General features: G+C 65.0%; 15 protein-coding genes and 1 pseudogene. 10 read left to right on the top strand and 6 right to left on the bottom strand.

Translation table 11 applies throughout. The features are described 5' to 3' along the window. Nucleotides 1–281 (top strand): annotated as a pseudogene (locus QOC69_RS30390) (NAD-dependent epimerase/dehydratase family protein); the annotation flags it as partial. A 14-nt stretch (nucleotides 282–295) separates the two neighbouring features. Next, nucleotides 296–1,414 carry a nitronate monooxygenase gene (locus tag QOC69_RS30385; protein ID WP_526446228.1) on the top strand — a complete coding sequence of 373 codons (1,119 nt, stop codon included), beginning with the start codon at nucleotides 296–298 and terminating at the stop codon, nucleotides 1,412–1,414. On the opposite strand, the gene QOC69_RS30380 is transcribed toward QOC69_RS30385, so the two are convergent. The 3 genes from QOC69_RS30380 to QOC69_RS30370 are packed head-to-tail and all read right to left on the bottom strand — an operon-like array spanning nucleotide 1,392 to nucleotide 2,493. Beyond that, complete coding sequence (locus tag QOC69_RS30380) at nucleotides 1,392–1,673, bottom strand: hypothetical protein (protein ID WP_526446227.1); 282 nt, start codon at nucleotides 1,671–1,673, stop codon at nucleotides 1,392–1,394. The two genes, QOC69_RS30385 and QOC69_RS30380, sit on opposite strands and share 23 nt — an antisense overlap. Further along, nucleotides 1,649–2,176 (bottom strand): hypothetical protein, encoded by a 528-nt coding sequence (locus tag QOC69_RS30375; protein WP_526446226.1) that lies wholly within the window; start codon nucleotides 2,174–2,176, stop codon nucleotides 1,649–1,651. Before QOC69_RS30375 ends, QOC69_RS30380 begins: the two co-directional genes overlap by 25 nt. Beyond that, nucleotides 2,059–2,493 carry a hypothetical protein gene (locus QOC69_RS30370; RefSeq protein WP_526446225.1) on the bottom strand — a complete coding sequence of 145 codons (435 nt, stop codon included), beginning with the start codon at nucleotides 2,491–2,493 and terminating at the stop codon, nucleotides 2,059–2,061. The genes QOC69_RS30375 and QOC69_RS30370 overlap by 118 nt, the downstream gene beginning before the upstream one ends. 293 nt (nucleotides 2,494–2,786) lie before the next feature. Here QOC69_RS30370 and QOC69_RS30365 point away from each other — a divergent pair, with 293 nt between their 5' ends. The 6 genes from QOC69_RS30365 (at nucleotide 2,787) to QOC69_RS30340 (ending at nucleotide 9,615) form a co-directional block, all read left to right on the top strand. Further along, nucleotides 2,787–3,842, top strand: a complete 1,056-nt coding sequence (locus QOC69_RS30365) for a phosphotransferase family protein (protein ID WP_526446224.1) — start codon at nucleotides 2,787–2,789, stop codon at nucleotides 3,840–3,842. Between the two features lie 22 nt (nucleotides 3,843–3,864). Next, a complete protein-coding gene (locus tag QOC69_RS30360; RefSeq protein WP_526446223.1) occupies nucleotides 3,865–5,469 on the top strand; it encodes an AMP-binding protein in 1,605 nt (534 codons plus the stop codon). A 245-nt stretch (nucleotides 5,470–5,714) separates the two neighbouring features. Beyond that, complete coding sequence (locus QOC69_RS30355; protein WP_526446222.1) at nucleotides 5,715–6,872, top strand: acyl-CoA dehydrogenase family protein; 1,158 nt, start codon at nucleotides 5,715–5,717, stop codon at nucleotides 6,870–6,872. Next, the gene (locus QOC69_RS30350; RefSeq protein ID WP_526446221.1) at nucleotides 6,869–7,360 is read left to right on the top strand and encodes a PaaI family thioesterase; all 492 of its coding nucleotides are present in this window, start codon (nucleotides 6,869–6,871) and stop codon (nucleotides 7,358–7,360) included. The genes QOC69_RS30355 and QOC69_RS30350 overlap by 4 nt, the downstream gene beginning before the upstream one ends. A gap of 25 nt (nucleotides 7,361–7,385) precedes the next feature. Further along, entirely contained in the window at nucleotides 7,386–8,174 is a 789-nt protein-coding gene (locus QOC69_RS30345) for an enoyl-CoA hydratase/isomerase family protein (protein WP_526446220.1), read from the top strand. Nucleotides 8,175–8,223: 49 nt separating this feature from the next. Beyond that, complete coding sequence (locus QOC69_RS30340; protein ID WP_526446219.1) at nucleotides 8,224–9,615, top strand: aldehyde dehydrogenase family protein; 1,392 nt, start codon at nucleotides 8,224–8,226, stop codon at nucleotides 9,613–9,615. A 7-nt stretch (nucleotides 9,616–9,622) separates the two neighbouring features. On the opposite strand, the gene QOC69_RS30335 is transcribed toward QOC69_RS30340, so the two are convergent. Genes QOC69_RS30335 through QOC69_RS30325 form a run of 3 tightly spaced genes read right to left on the bottom strand, consistent with a single transcriptional unit; the run spans nucleotide 9,623 to nucleotide 12,591 of the window. Beyond that, nucleotides 9,623–10,510 (bottom strand): alpha/beta fold hydrolase, encoded by an 888-nt coding sequence (locus QOC69_RS30335; RefSeq protein WP_526446218.1) that lies wholly within the window; start codon nucleotides 10,508–10,510, stop codon nucleotides 9,623–9,625. A 4-nt stretch (nucleotides 10,511–10,514) separates the two neighbouring features. Next, nucleotides 10,515–11,381, bottom strand: a complete 867-nt coding sequence (locus QOC69_RS30330; protein ID WP_526446217.1) for a MaoC/PaaZ C-terminal domain-containing protein — start codon at nucleotides 11,379–11,381, stop codon at nucleotides 10,515–10,517. Between the two features lie 52 nt (nucleotides 11,382–11,433). Beyond that, on the bottom strand, nucleotides 11,434–12,591 hold the full coding sequence (locus tag QOC69_RS30325) for an acyl-CoA dehydrogenase family protein (RefSeq protein ID WP_526446216.1): 1,158 nt from the start codon (nucleotides 12,589–12,591) through the stop codon (nucleotides 11,434–11,436). Nucleotides 12,592–12,805: 214 nt separating this feature from the next. On the opposite strand from QOC69_RS30325, the gene QOC69_RS30320 reads away from it, so the two are divergent. Continuing rightward, entirely contained in the window at nucleotides 12,806–14,299 is a 1,494-nt protein-coding gene (locus QOC69_RS30320) for a carotenoid oxygenase family protein (RefSeq protein WP_526446215.1), read from the top strand. A gap of 84 nt (nucleotides 14,300–14,383) precedes the next feature. Continuing rightward, a partial coding sequence (locus QOC69_RS30315; protein ID WP_526446214.1) for a thiolase family protein occupies nucleotides 14,384–14,912 on the top strand: 529 nt, incomplete at its 3' end.

Genomic DNA, 14,912 nt, shown 5'->3' with positions numbered 1-14,912 from the left:
ACGTGGCGGCGGCCAACGTCGCGGCGGTCGCCTCGGACGTCGACGGCTTCGCGGCGTTCAACGTCTGCTCGGGGCGGCCCGTCACGATCATGGAGGTCGCGGCCCGACTGGGCGAGGTGCGCGACGGCGGCGCGCCCGTCGTCACCGGTCAGTACCGCAGCGGCGATGTCCGCCACATCGTCGCCGATCCCGCCAAGGCGGCTGACGTGCTGGGATTCCGGGCCGCCGTCGACTGGCGCGACGGGTTGGCGGACTTCGCGTTCGCCCCGCTGCGGGAGTAGCGATACTGGCTGGTGTGAAACCCGCCATCTGTGAGCAGTTCGGCATCGACTTTCCGCTCTTCGCGTTCAGCCACTGCCGCGACGTGGTCGCCGCCGTCACCAACGCCGGAGGCTTCGGGGTGCTCGGCGCCACGGCGTACACCCCGGAGCAGCTCGATCAGGAGCTGTCCTGGATCGACGACCACGTGCACGGCAAGCCGTACGGCGCCGACATCATCGTGCCTGCCAAGTTCGAGGGCAAGGGCGAGAATCTGTCCCGCGATCAACTGGTGGACCGCATCCCTGCGGAATTCCGGGAGTTCGTCGCCACGCTGCTGAGCGGGCACGACATCCAGCCCGAGGAGAAGCTGCGGCTCGGTCGTTCGTCGCTGACCGGCGACACCGGCCGCGAGCTGCTCGACGTGGCGATGAGTCACCCCATCAAGCTCATTGCGAACGCGCTGGGCGTGCCGCCCGACTACATGATCGAGGCGGGCCGCGAACGCGGCGTCCCGGTCGCCGCACTCGTCGGCGCCAAGGAACACGCCGTCAAGCAGGTCGCCGCGGGTGTCGACCTGATCGTCGCCCAGGGCACTGAGGCCGGCGGCCACTGTGGCGAGGTGACGACGCTGGTGCTCATACCCGAAGTGATTGAGGCCATCGGCGGCGCCATCCCCGTGCTGGCCGCGGGCGGCATCGTCACGGGTCGGCAGATGGCCGCCGCCGTCGCGATGGGCGCCGACGGCGCCTGGACGGGCTCGGTGTGGCTGACCACCGAGGAGGCCGAGACCGCACCGCACACGGTGCAGAAGATGCTCGCCGCGACGTCGCGGGACACCGTTCGGTCGGCGGGCCGCACGGGTAAGCCGTCGCGCCAACTGGTTTCGGACTGGACCGACGCATGGCTGCCGCACTCCGACGGCCACCAACCGCTGCCGTTGCCGTTGCAGTCCATGCTGTGCGAGCCGGTGTTGCGCCGGGTCGACGTGCTTGCCGCGCAAGGCCATCCCGGGGCGCAGGCGTTGGCGACCTACTTCGTCGGCCAGGGCGTCGGGCTGATGAACAAGGTGAAGCCGGCCCGCGACGTCGTGCTCGAGTTCATCGAGGACTACCTGGCTGCGACCGAGCGGCTCAGCAACTCGTTGCCCGACTAATCGCGTCACGTCGCCTACGTGGCGGCGGACAGAGCCGATCATTGCTGCTGAGCGCGCGTCGCTCCTCGGTGACGAGGACCGTCGCTACCGCGCCCGCAACGAGCCAGGCGGCCAGTTGTGCGCCGCCGGTCACTGCGATGTCTGAGCCGATGACGACCCCGCGCAGGGCGAGGATGGCCGCATGAGTGGGCAGGAAGCCGCCGATAGTGTGCAGTGCGGCCGGAATCGTGGACATCAGGCTGGTGACCAGAGCCAGCACGAGCACCGCGATGGAGGCGAACCGGCCGGGTCGTTTGAAGATCGCAGTGACTGCTGGTTCAGCGCCATGAACGTGAGCGCGGTCAGCAGGGTGACGCCGAGCAGCTGGAACCACCGTCCCACGGACAGGTCCAGGATCGGGATGAGGATGACGCTGAGCGCGCAGGCGGCGAGCATAGCCACGGTCGTGCCGGGCATCGCGGCGCGGGCGACGATCAGCCAGGTGGGTTCGCGGGAGGTGAGCACCGCTGCAGGCACGGCGCGGGTGATCACGTATGTGCAAAGCGCGCACGCCCACGGCGCCAACGCGACCGCCACGGCGGCCACGGCGGCCCCCAAGTCGGTGTTGTCGGTGATGGCGACCGCCGGAGTGGCCGCGACGTCCTTCAGGCGGTCCCGCTGCGACTGGTCGTAGACGGGCACTTGGTCGCGCCCCTGTGCGAGCTGCGTGGCGAGTTGGTGGGCGCCGTCGGAGAGCTTGCCGATTCCGGTTTCAAGCTGCACTGCCCCGCTGTGAACTCGATCGGCCCGGTGGCTGCTGAGCTGACTCCCGACGTGAGCTGTTCGATCTGGCTCGCCGCTCCACTCAACGGTCCTGGCGGCGGTGGGGGCAGTTGACGCAGCGGGGCGGTGATCGCCGACACCTTGCTTTGTGCATCGCCCAGCCCGGAGGCGAGTTGCCCTGCCCCCGAAGATAGTTCACCCGCACCGGTCTCGAGTTTGCCACCTTGCAGAGCAAGGCACGATTCGGCGGCCTGCAGCTTCTGCTCAGTCGCCGCGCGACGCTCCTGTTGGGTGCGCCGTCGGCTCGGCTGGGTCATCGACGGGACGATATACCCAGCCTGACCGGGTGCCGTGGTGCACGTGGCGCGCGTTGGCCCTGTTCCGGAGCCGAGTGTGTCCGCGGTCTGGGAAGGATGTAGTATCCGATGGGCAATAACGGTCGTTCAACGGATACGGCCCGACAGTCGGAGATCGTCCCGACCAAGCCGGTGCTGCATAATTAGAGGCCAGCTAGCTAGCGCGGCGTGCCGTATGTCCCGTTCATCGTAATGCTGTTAACGATGGTTATCAGTCACTGCTATAGTCTGGATGTTGTGATCGAGGAGGACAAATGTCAGTGCTGACTTTCGATTCGCTACCGATGGACCCCGAGGCTCTCACGCCGGACTGGTTCAGCGCCGCGCTCGGGACGCGCGTGGAGACCGTCAGCACCAACGACGTCATCTGGGGGACGGCCACCAAGGTGCTCGTCCACCTGCGCTACGCCGATCCCAACAACGGACTTCCCACGGAGATCTGCGTAAAGGGCGGTTTCGATGAGCGGTTGCGGGGGATGGCTGACACCAACGACGCGTACCGCCTCGAGGCGCGGTTCTTCGGCGACCTCGCAGGAAAGTTACCCGTGGTGCTCCCACAGACATTCTTCTGCGGCATCACCGCCGACGAACCGCAAGGCATCGTCGTGATGGAAGACCTACGCGACCGGGAGGCTCGCTTCGGCGAGCCATGTGACCCACTGTCCACCGACGAAGTGGCCGCAGGTCTGGAAACGCAGGCGCGCTGGCACGCGACTACGTGGGGGGACGCACGAACACTCGCGCCGTGGCTGTCCACCGGATCGCCGTCGGTGCGGGCCGCGGCACAGATGCTGCTCAGCGAAGGATTCTGGAGTTATCACCGGGCCCAGCCGCAGACACCGTCAATTCCCGCCGCACTGGATGACCGTGCGCGCGTCCTGCGGGCGTTTCAGATGCTCTGGGAATACGAGGATGCACAACCCGGATCGTTGGCGCATGGAGATGCTCACATCGGCAACACGTTCATCCTGCCCGACGGGACCGTCGGGTTCCTGGACTGGCAGGGAGTGTGCGTAGCGCCCTGGTCCTACGACGTCTCCTATTTCATCGGCGGTGCGCTCAGTGTGGCCGATCGGCGTGCACACGAGCGCGACCTCTTGGCGCTTTACTGCTCCGCCCTGGCCGCTGCGGGTGGTCCCAGCCTCGATGCCGATGACTGCTGGGCGGCTTACCGCCGCCATAGCTTGCACGGGTTCCTCTGGGCCGTAACCCCTCCGGTGATGCAGTCACCCGAGAGGGTGCAGTCAATGTCGGAGCGCCATCTGACGGCCATCGAGGACCTCGAGCCCTTCGCCCTGCTCGGTGCATAGCGGTGCCGGCAGAACTTGACCCATGTCGTCGATGATCGAGGAACAGACGATCCCTGGGCTGCTGCGCCGGTGGGCTCGCAAGACCCCCGATCGCCGGTTCTGCGCCATGGACGACCACGTATTCACCTTCGCCGAAATCAATGCCAAGACGGACCGACTTGCGGCAGGCTTCGCCGCGCTGGGTATCGGTCGCGGGGACCGGGTCGCCGTCCTCGCCCCGAATCGGGTCGAAGTGCTTGAGATGTTCTTCGCGCTAGCCAAATTGGGCGCCATCCAGGTCCCATTGAATGCCTATCTCAAGGGCGATTTCCTGAAGCATCAGATCACTCACTCTGCGAGCACGGCGTTGGTGGCTGACGCCGCTGGGCTCCAGGCCGTACGGCCGATGCTGGTACATCTGGATCGTCTCCGCCATGTGATTCAGCTCGCGGGAGGTGACGGTGCGGATCGGACCGCCACGGCGCAGTACGGCGATCTCGAGCTAGTTGGCCAGGCGCCTGCCCTGACGGTGACCCCGGCCGACGTCATGTCCATCATGTTCACCTCGGGGACGACGGGACTTGCCAAGGGATGCGTCCTGAGCCATGGCTACTACGTGCGCGCCGGCAACATCACCGCCGACGCATTCGGGCTCGGCCCAGAGGACTCGTTGTTCTCTTCGCTGCCGCTGTTTCATGGCGGCGCACGTCTTTTGGTCTTGACCGCCGCACTTACCCGCGGCATCCCGGTCCCGATTGACTCGACCTTCAGTGCGCGCGGGTTCCTGCCACGCGCCCGGGAGGTCGGCGCCACCGTGGTCGCGGGGGTAGGAGCCATGGGTCAGGCCCTCATGGCCGTGCCGCAGGCCGACAATGATCGCGACCACCGCGTCCACACCATGCTGGTGGCGCCGATGCCTCCCGGGACCCAGGCGGCCTTTGAACAGCGCTTTGGGATCGACCCATGGACCGAGTTCTATGGTCAAACCGAATGCGTACCGCTGTCGTGCACGCCGAGGAACGGCGAGCGCGACCGTGGTGGATGCGGGTACCCGGCGCCGGACCTTGAGGTGGCGCTCCTCGATGACAGCGGCCGTGCCGTTCCCGACGGTGAGGTCGGTGAGATCTGCATCCGGCCTCGTGAACCGTTCGCCATGTTCGACGGCTATTGGCGCGACCCCGACCGGACCCTCGATGCCTATCGGGGACTGTGGTACCACTCGGGTGACACTGCACGGCGGCGACCGAGTGGAGAACTCGAGTTCGTCGATCGCAAGAGCGACTCCATGCGCCGGCGGGGAGAGAACATCTCGAGTACGGAACTCGAGGCGTCGATCTCAGCGCACCCGGCGGTTGCTGACGTCACTGTCCATGCGGTGCCCTCGGAGCAGACCGAAGACGACATCAAGGCCTGGATTGTTCTCGCCCCAGGGCCGCAAATCTCCTCGGCCGAACTCTTCGAATACTTTCGGATGACATTGCCGTACTTCGCGATTCCCCGATACATCGAGTTTCTGGACGCGCTGCCCAAGAACGCCGTCGGTCGGGTGATGAAACACGTCTTGCGGGAACGGGGCAACAGCGCCAGCACCGTCGACTTCGACCAGCTGGGGTTGTCGGTGGCCCCCGCTGAGCGTCGTAGTCGGTGAGCGGTGCCAGCTCAGCACCGTGAGTCGAGAGTATTCGTTCACATCAGCCTGTCCCAACAGATCTGCCCAACTCATCCGTATTCCATAGAGTCCGTGCTACGAGGGGTTTCTCACGATTCCATGTCTAGTGTGATGTCAAGACCCTGATGCGATTGTTAGACACATTCATAGTAAACTATCGTTAACAGTTCTCTGGTTGACGATGGCCGCGGCGGGCCCACATCACGGCAGAAGGGGCGGGTGGCATGCGCAACACGATCTTCACAGACGAGCACACGGCATTCCGGGACATGCTGCGGGACTTCATCGCCCGCGAAGTGATCCCTGAGTTTCCGCAGTGGGAGCACGACGGTCACCCGCCGCGCGACTTCTATCGCCGCATGGGACAGCTGGGGCTTCTGGGTATCCAAGCGCCGGTCGAGTACGGCGGCGGAGGCGCGACGGATTTCACCTACTCACTAGTGATGGCGGAGGAAACCGCGCGTGCCGGCGTCACGTTCGGCAATCAGGCTGCGCACTCTGAATTGATCCTGCCGTATCTGATGCGGTACTGCACCGCCGAGCAGAAGCAGCGATGGCTGCCGGACTTCTGTTCCGGTGATCTGATGACCGCGATCGCCATGACCGAGCCGGGCACGGGATCGGATCTCGCAGGCATCGTCACCCGAGCGGAACTGTCCGATGACGGCACCCACTACCGGCTCAACGGCGCGAAGACCTTCATCACAGGGGGCGCACTAGCCGACCTGGTGTTGGTGGTTTGCCGGACGTCACCGCCGTCGACGAACGATCGACGCGCGGGTCTGTCCATTCTGTGCGTCGAGGCGTCCAGCGAGGGTTTCCAAGTCGGCCGCAAGATTCAAAAGATCGGGATGAAAACCTCCGACACCGTCGAACTGGCCTTCACTGACGTCCAGGTGCCGGTCGAGAACCTGCTGGGAGAGGAGGGCATGGCGTTTGCTTACCTGGCGAGCAACCTCGCTCAGGAGCGGCTCTCGGTGGCGGTCTCGAGCTACGCCGCTGCCGCCGCCGCGGTGGAATTCGCCAAGGACTATGTCAGGGAGAGGACGGTGTTCGGAAAGCCGGTGGCCGCCTTCCAGAACACCAAGTTCGTCCTGGCCGAATGTGCGACCGAGGTGGCCGCCTCCCAGTTGATGGTGGAACGCGCGCTGGCCGAGCACAACGTCCACGCGCTCTCCGAGGCCGACGCGGCGGTCGCCAAGCTGTTCTGCACCGAGGTCGCTGGGCGCGTCATCGACAAATCCGTGCAGCTGCACGGAGGTTATGGGTACGTTCTCGACTATCCGATCGCACGCCTGTACGCCGACACCCGCGTGACCAGAATCTTCGGCGGGACGAGCGAAGTCATGAAGATGATCATCGCCAAGGATCTGTTGAAGTGAATCCCGCTCAGCACAAACGTCCTTCAACCGTGGCTAACCCCGCTTGGGTGCCTCCGCCATCCGGCGAAGCCCCGAGCGCGGAATGGCTGGCCTGGATCGACAACCTGGCCCTTCCGCGGTGGTGCGGTGTGCGCAGCATCCGCTCCGAGGACGGGCTCTACGAGTGCGTTCTTGAGCACTCGCCAATCGGACTCAATCTCAATCGTGCTGTGAACGGGGCGATCACCGTGGCCATCGCCGATCACTGCATGGGCGCTGTCGCCGCGCGTGAGCTCTTTCCCGAGCGTCTTGCGGTTACTGCGGCCCTCCACGCGCAATTCCATCGGCCGGCGCTACTGCCATTGACGTTTCGAGCCACGCTGACCAGTGCTGGACAGACGCTGATGTTCGTTCAGGTTGAGGTGTTCGACGGACGGGGCAAGTTGTGCCTGCGCAGCTCGGGAACCATGGCGGTGCGTAGTGCAACCGACGTGCGCGCGGTCAGTTGAACACACTTGGAGGTGACTGCTCGCGATGACTGTGCAGGCGCAAGAAACTGAGGATGCCGGCGAAGAGGTCGTGGCGACCCTGGACAGCAGCGGCGTTTTGCGTATCGAACTGAATCGACCGCACAAGCTCAATGCCGTTGACACCGCGACGCTCACGCGCCTGCTGCACTGCCTGGACCAAGCTCGCGACGACGAGGTGCGCGCCGTGCTCCTTACGGGTGCGGGTCGGGCCTTCTGCGCCGGCGGCGACCTGGGCGCGGGCGGGGACGGCACCACCGTATTGGTCGCTAACGCCGTGGTACGGGCGATCACGGCCTCACCCAAGCCGATCATTGCCGGGGTGCATGGGCCCGCAGTCGGCTACGGCTGCGCCCTGGCGTTGGCCTGCGACCTCGTGGTCGCCGCCCAGTCCGCCTACTTTCAATTGGCTTTTGTCCGTGTCGGTCTGATGCCTGACGGTGGCGCGACCGCGCTGCTCTCGGCGGCAATCGGACGCCCGCGCGCGGCGCGCATGGCTCTCTGCGCGGACAAGGTGTCGGCCCATGATGCATTCAACTGGGGAATGATCTCTCATCTGACAGACGACGCGGTCTACGAGGAGGAACTCACTCGCTTGGTCGGCGCGATCGCGGCAGGTCCCACTGTGTCCTATGACTGGACGAAACGCGCGTTGGCGGCGGGATCATTGTCGGCGTTGCCCGACGCGCATTCCCTTGAGGGGCAAGGTCAGTGGTTGCTGACGCGCACCGCAGACTTCGGTGAAGGCGTACAAGCCTTCCGGCAACGTCGTTCCCCACGCTTCGTGGGGCGATGATGGTCGGTTTCGTAGGTTGCTCGGTTCACAGTAGGAAAGAGGTGCAGCAATGACGACCGATGCCGTCGCCTCGACCATTCGCACGAATGCCGATGTGTTGGCGCAGCTGCGGGATGTGTTCGAGTCAGGGCGCACCCGACGGCTCGAGTGGCGAACGGCGCAGTTGCGTGGCATCGAACAGCTGTTGGCACAGCAAGAGGCCAGGATCATCGAGGCACTCGACGCCGACCTACGTCGGCCGCCGTTCGAGGCGTGGATGGGCGACATCATGGTCACCGCACACGAAGCGTCGTACGCTCGACGTCATCTGCGGGCCTGGATGCGCACCAAGCGCACGTGGCTTCCACTGGTTCAGCTGCCTGCCCGCGGGTCGGTACGCCACGAGCCGCTGGGCGCAGCGCTGATCGTCGGGGCATGGAATTACCCGATCTATCTGTGCCTGGCACCTCTGGTCGCGGCGGTGGCCGCCGGCAACTGCGCGGTAGTCAAGCCGTCGGAAATGGCGCCGGCCAGCTCGGCGCTGCTCGCCGAGCTGGTGCCACGGTTTCTGGACGGCGAGGCGATACGGGTCATCGAGGGAGGCGCCGATACCACTCAGCAACTGCTCAGCCTTGGTTTCGACCACGCATTGTTCACCGGTGGAACCGAAGTCGGCAAGCGTGTGATGGCCACGGCCGCCGAGACGTTGACCCCGGTGACCCTCGAACTGGGAGGGAAGAACCCGGTCGTGGTGACCCGTGACGCCGACCTCGAGGTGGCGGCGCGCCGCATTGCCTGGCTCAAGGTTGTCAATTCCGGCCAGACGTGCATCGCTCCCGACTACGTGATCGCCGAAGAGAGCGTGCGCGAAGAGCTCGTCGCCGAGCTGAGCCGAAATCTGGCGACGTTCGGCGGCGTGGACACCCAGTCGTGGTCGCCGATCGTGAATCGACGGCACTTCGATCGGTTGACCGACATGATCGCCACCACCCGCGGAACCGTTGTTCGCGGCGGTGGTGCTGATGCGTCATCATTGCGGATCGAGCCGACTATCATCGTCGATCCCGACCCTTCCGACAGCATCATGGGTGAGGAGATCTTCGGCCCCGTGCTGCCTGTCGTGACCGTCAAAACGGTTGATGACGCGGTGCGCTTCATCAAGACGCGCCCCAAACCTCTTGCACTGTATGTCTTTTCTTCCGCGCGAATCGGCAGAGACATCGTCGACCGGGTTCCCTCGGGTGGCGCGGTGATCAATCACGTCGCGGTGCACTGCATGATGTCGCAGCTTCCGTTCGGTGGGGTCGGCGCCAGTGGAATCGGTGCTTACCACGGCCGGTGGGGGTTTGAGACGTTCAGTCACCGCAGGGCAGTGGTCACGACATCGGCCCGGCCGGATCCGCGGTTGGTCTATCCGCCATACCGCGACTGGGCCTGGAAGATTCTGCGCAAAGTCCTCTAGTACTGCCTCAGTTGCGCACGAATCGCACCACGGCGTCGCTGAAGGCGTCGTTGTCGTCGCCGGCAGCGGTGTGCCCGGCGCGGTCCAACTCAACGAACTCTGCGTGGGGCACCTTGTGCAGGAAGTCGGCCACACTCTCTGAGCTCACCACGTCGGAAAGCTGGCCGCGGATGAGCAAGATCGGAATCCGAAGGCCGATCACGGCATCTTCGAGGGTGTCGATGGTTCGGGTGTCGTGCGCAGCACCCGCGACGAACGCGGGATCCCAATGCCAGTACCATCGCCCGTCTCGTTGACGAAGGTTGCGGCGCAATCCGTCCGGACGACGGGGCTTGGTGCGGTGGGGGAGATAGGCAGACACCGCGTCAGCGGCTTCGTGCAGGGTGGCGAAGCCGTCGAGATGACTGAGCATGAATTCTTGCACGCGGTCCGACCCCCGGCCCTCGTAGCGCGGCACCATGTCCACCAACCCCAGTTTGGTGACGTTCTCAGGGCCCGCCGCTGCCGCCGCCATGATCGCCGTCAGACCACCGATGCTGGCACCGATGATTGCAAGCGGCCTGTTGATCTGTTCGACAACCGCCACGGTGTCGTGACACAGCTCTTCCACCGCGTAAAGGCCATGCGGTGACCACTCGCTGTCGCCGTGCCCGCGGGTGTCGAGGGCGACGACGTGGAAGCCTTCGTTGGCCAACCTCTGACCGGTGTTCCTCCAGGAGTGGCGGGTCTGACCACCACCATGCAACATCAGTGCGCTGGGATGCGCTGAGGCACTGGCGATGTCACCGTTCCACTCATGGGCAACTAGCGACAGGTCCTGTGCGCCGCGGAACTTCACGGTTGCTGGAGACACCGAATCCGCGCCTGCCTCACCCACTCTGCGCGCCTCGGTCACCTGGTCACCGCTGAACAAAGCGGCCCTGGTCGAGAACCACGCCGACATCGGTGGCAACCCGGAACACCGCCCCGTGAGGATTGCGCCAGATCAGCACCGACAGCGCCTGCCCCGGCAACACGGGCATGGTGAACCGTGAGGTCATCGCGCCATATCCCGCCGGGTCGCCATCGCAGACGGTCCCCAGCAGTGCCCGAACTGCGAAGCCGAACGTGCACAAGCCGTGCAGGATGGGCTTGGGGAAACCCGCGTCCGACGCAGCCGCAGGGTCCGAGTGCAGCGGATTTCGGTCACCGGAAAGTCGATACAGCAGAGCCTGATTCACCGAGGTGGGGTAGTCAACGATGTGGTCGGGACCGCGCTCGGGAACCTCCCAGTCGGCGCTCGGGCCCCGCTCGCCGCCGAATCCCCCTGCACCGCGCAGGAACAGCCCTGTCTCCAGTGTGGCGAACGGGTCGGTGTTGCCGTCGAGGGTCAGGTCGGTGCTGATCCGAAGCAGCGCGCCCTTGCCCTTGTCGTAGAGCGCAGACACCCTGGTGGTGGCCACGCCGTGCCCGTGCGCTGGAATGCTGCCGTGCAGAAGCACACTTTGATCAGCGTGAAGGATCTTGGCCAGATCGATTTGTCCGACGGGCGGCATGACCTGGGGCAGCAGGGTGACCGCAAAGGTGGGCAGGACGGCCTGCTCGATGCCCCGGCTGTTCTCCGTGGTGAACTGCAGTTCGGAGCCGGCGTCCTGCTGTCCGGCGCCGATGCCCAGTGCGTAGAGCATCGTGTCACGTGAGGTCCACGAGATCGGTTGGGGAGGTGCGGTGTTGCCGATACAGTTGGGGTCAAGCCCGGACGTCGTGGTGCTGGCCTGTTGGGACATCAATCCTCGCTATTCGGGGGGCAGGGCGGACACTCAGCGTCGATCGGCCACTTCAGCGCAGCCCGAAGGTGCCTGAGATGATCTCGCGTTGGATCTCGTTGGATCCGGCATAGATGGTGGCTGGGATGCTGTTGCGCAGGTGGCGCTCCATGTCGTACTCCAGCGAGTAGCCATAGCCGCCCATGAGCTGGATACCTTCCAACGCAGTCTGTTTGGCCGTCTCAGTGACCTTCACCTTCGCCATCGAGGTCAACCGGATCAACTCGGTGGGGCTACCGTCTTGGCGCGAAACCCGTTCGGCGGTGTCGTAGGTCAGCGCTCTGGCCGACTCGATCTCGATGGCCAGCGTGGCGATGCGGTGCCGAACGGCCTGGAACGTCCCGACAGGCTTGCCGAACTGCTCGCGCTGTTTGACGTAGTCCAGCAAGTCGTCGAAGGCGCGCTGGGCCATGCCTAGGCCCTGTGCGGCGCATACCAGGCGCTCACCGTTGAGGCCGGCCATGATGTGTGTCCAGGCCGTGCCGACCTCGCCTACGACCTGACTATCGGGAATGAACACGTCGGTCAGATAGACGTCGTTCACCTCGTTACCGCCCATGGTGGCAATGGGTTTGATGTCCACACCCGGCGCGTCGGTGGGGATCTCCAACAGTGTCAGACCCTCCTGAGGCCGCTCACCGCGGCCCGTCCGCACCACCATCAGCAACTGTTGTGCGAACTGTGCGTCTGAGCACCAAGTCTTTTGACCGTTGACGCGAAACCCGCCCTGGACCGGCTCGGCTTTGCAGGCTATAGCGGCGGCATCGGAACCCGCACCGGGCTCGGACATGCTGATCGACATCACCGTTCCGGATGAGATCGCGCTCAACGCGGTCTTCTTCTGCTGTTCGCTGCCGGCGCGCTTGTAGATACCGGCGACGGTGTGCGACCCGCCAGCGCCGTGCACCGGAGCCAGCCCCCGCCAGAGTTCTTCGAACAGAAGAACCTGTTCCATCAGGCCGCCCCCGCTGCCGCCGAATTCCTCGGGAATCGCGATGCCGAGGTAGCCCGTCTTGGCCAATTTGGCGTACAACTGCGGGCTGTGCGCCTCAGCGTCGTGGTCAGTCAAGGCGTCACGCTGCTCGCGGCTGCCGCACTCGCGGCGGCAGAACTCACGCAGGGCTGACACCAGCGCGCGCTGTTCGTCAGTGAACCGCGTTGAGCCGGACATGGTCTGCCTTCCTCTACTTCAAACGTGAACGTATATGAACACATACTGGAACGCCAGCAGATCGTGTTTACCACAGAGATTGGCCTGATATCAATGCAGCAAGGGAACGATCGTTTACATCAGCACCACTTTGCGGCTAGGCTGGCAGCGTCCGCTGGCGACCAGGGTTTCCCCGCGTGTTCATGAGCCGCCCGGATGGAGGAGTTGATTGATCATGGGATATCCAGTGCCCAAGGAGGTGGCCCTCAGTGGGCCGTTTCAGCCGATGCGCTTCGAGGCGACGGTCCAGGAGTGCATCGTCACCGAAGGCGAGATCCCGAAAGACCTCGCCGGTGGCTTCTACCGGTGCGGGCCGACGTGGAAGCGGCCCACCCGGCAGGGCAACAATCCGCTTCTGAGCCAAGACGGGATGGTGCAGGCTCTGGTCTTCGGCGACGGCCGCGCGGATTTTCGCAATCGGTGGGTCCGCACGCCGAAGTATCAGCTCGAAGACCAGCATGGCAGGGGAATGTTCGAATGGACCGATGGCGGTTTCGGCGACTACCGATCCTTCGCCTACGGCGACGTAGCCCGCGACCAACACACCAGCGGTGTGCCACAGGGCACCAGCAACATCAACGTATTCCCGTTCGCCGGTCAGATGGTCGCCACCAGTGAGCAGGGCGGTCCGCCGATTGCGCTGGATCCCCTGACGCTGCAGACGAAGGGCATCGTCTCGTGGTCGACGAAGCTGTCCCGGGGCTTGCACGAGAAGAGTTGCTACGGGGACGCGTCGTTCACCGCGCATCCCAAGTGGGACCATGACACCGGCACCCTCTATGGGTGGAATTACCGCGATGTCGCCCCGTTCGTCACGATCCACGTCATCGATCCGGACGGCGGCGTCGACTCCCGAGACCTCGATGACGCGCCCTACAACTCGGTGGCCCACGACATCTGGCTCACCCCCGATTACCTGGTAATGCCCTTCCAACCGTTCATCATCGACAAGAAGCGTATCGCCGAGGGCCTGGGTGTGTTCGGCTGGAACCCCGAGCTGCCCATCGTGCTGGCCGTGATTCCGCGCCACGACATCCATGGGCCGATCCGGTGGCTGACGTTGGACATCGAGCCCGAGTACGTCATGCACACCATGTCGGCCAACGTGCACGGCAATACGCTGACGCTCGACGCGCCGATCTTCAACCGGCCCCCGTTCCCCTTCGAGCAGGACTTCGCTGCCGGCGACGACGTCAAACTGTTCTTCAGCATCGCCAGCAGCCGGTTGGGGCGCTGGACGGTCGACCTCGACACCGGCAGCGCGAAATCAGAGCAGCTCTCCGACAGGCCCTCGGAGGTGCCCAAGGTCGACGAACGCTTCTACGGCAAGGGTTACCGGTTTGGTTACCAGGTCGGGGGAGTGGTCAAACGCAATGGCATGTCGATGAACAGCCTGGTGGTCACCGACGTCAAGACGATGTCAGAGCAGGTGCACGTAATCCGCACGGATCAGCCGGCCGCGGTCATGGAGGCGACGTTCGCGCCGCGGCACAAGGACGCCGCGGAAGGCGACGGCTACGTCATCGTGCCGGTGTCCTGGTGGGCCGAACGGCGTGGGGAATACCTGATCTACGACACCGATGACGTCACCGTAGGACCCATCTGTCGCATCGAATTGCCCTTCGCCCTGGGCTGGACCCCCCACGGGCACTGGATGGACTTCCGCTAAGCGGCTTCCGCGCAGCCGTACACCATCCGGCCCGCCGACGAGAACATTCCTGCAGGGCACCGTATTTGAATCAAGGAAGGTCGCATGCCAAACGCTGTCATCGTCGACGCCGTACGGTCCCCGATGGGAAAGGGTCGCGCTCCCAAAGGTGAGCGGCCCGGCGGCGCGCTCTCTGGTATCCATCCCGTGGAGCTGCTCGGACAGGTACTTCGTCAACTCGTCGAGCGCAGCGGTGTCGACCCGGCGCTGGTCGACGACGTCATCACCGGCTGTGTCAGCCAGGCCGGCGAACAGTCGGGGCCCGTGGGGCGGTGGGCCTGGCTGGCGGCGGGCCTGCCCGAGCACGTGCCAAGCACCACGGTGCACCGCGCGTGCGGATCCAGCCAGCAGGCCTTGGATTTCGCGGCGCAGGCGGTGATCTCCGGGGCACACGACATCGTTGTCGCATCCGGTGTCGAGTCGATGAGCCGAATCCCCATGTTCACCGCGCGGCTCGATCAGGACCCGTTCGGCCCGTCGGTCGCCGAGCGTTACGCGCCGGGTCTGGTCCCGCAAGGAGTCGCCGCGGAGCTGGTGGCGGCGCGATGGCAGCTTGGACGTGCCGAACTCGACG

The organism is Mycobacterium sp. (assembly GCF_032162105.1).
Classification (GTDB): Bacteria; Actinomycetota; Actinomycetes; order Mycobacteriales; family Mycobacteriaceae; genus Mycobacterium.
Note: the sequence above shows the minus strand (reverse complement) of the source record. Positions and strands in the feature narration are given on the sequence as shown.

What these genes read in the sequence shown, in the direction of transcription:
- QOC69_RS30370 (WP_526446225.1), bottom strand. Translation starts at nt 2,493, where the DNA reads ATGACCCAGCCGAGCCGACGGCGCACCCAACAGGAGCGTCGCGCGGCG.
- QOC69_RS30365 (WP_526446224.1), top strand. Translation starts at nt 2,787, where the DNA reads ATGTCAGTGCTGACTTTCGATTCGCTACCGATGGACCCCGAGGCTCTC.
- QOC69_RS30360 (WP_526446223.1), top strand. Translation starts at nt 3,865, where the DNA reads ATGTCGTCGATGATCGAGGAACAGACGATCCCTGGGCTGCTGCGCCGG.
- QOC69_RS30355 (WP_526446222.1), top strand. Translation starts at nt 5,715, where the DNA reads ATGCGCAACACGATCTTCACAGACGAGCACACGGCATTCCGGGACATG.
- QOC69_RS30345 (WP_526446220.1), top strand. Translation starts at nt 7,386, where the DNA reads ATGACTGTGCAGGCGCAAGAAACTGAGGATGCCGGCGAAGAGGTCGTG.
- QOC69_RS30340 (WP_526446219.1), top strand. Translation starts at nt 8,224, where the DNA reads ATGACGACCGATGCCGTCGCCTCGACCATTCGCACGAATGCCGATGTG.
- QOC69_RS30330 (WP_526446217.1), bottom strand. Translation starts at nt 11,381, where the DNA reads ATGTCCCAACAGGCCAGCACCACGACGTCCGGGCTTGACCCCAACTGT.
- QOC69_RS30325 (WP_526446216.1), bottom strand. Translation starts at nt 12,591, where the DNA reads ATGTCCGGCTCAACGCGGTTCACTGACGAACAGCGCGCGCTGGTGTCA.
- QOC69_RS30320 (WP_526446215.1), top strand. Translation starts at nt 12,806, where the DNA reads ATGGGATATCCAGTGCCCAAGGAGGTGGCCCTCAGTGGGCCGTTTCAG.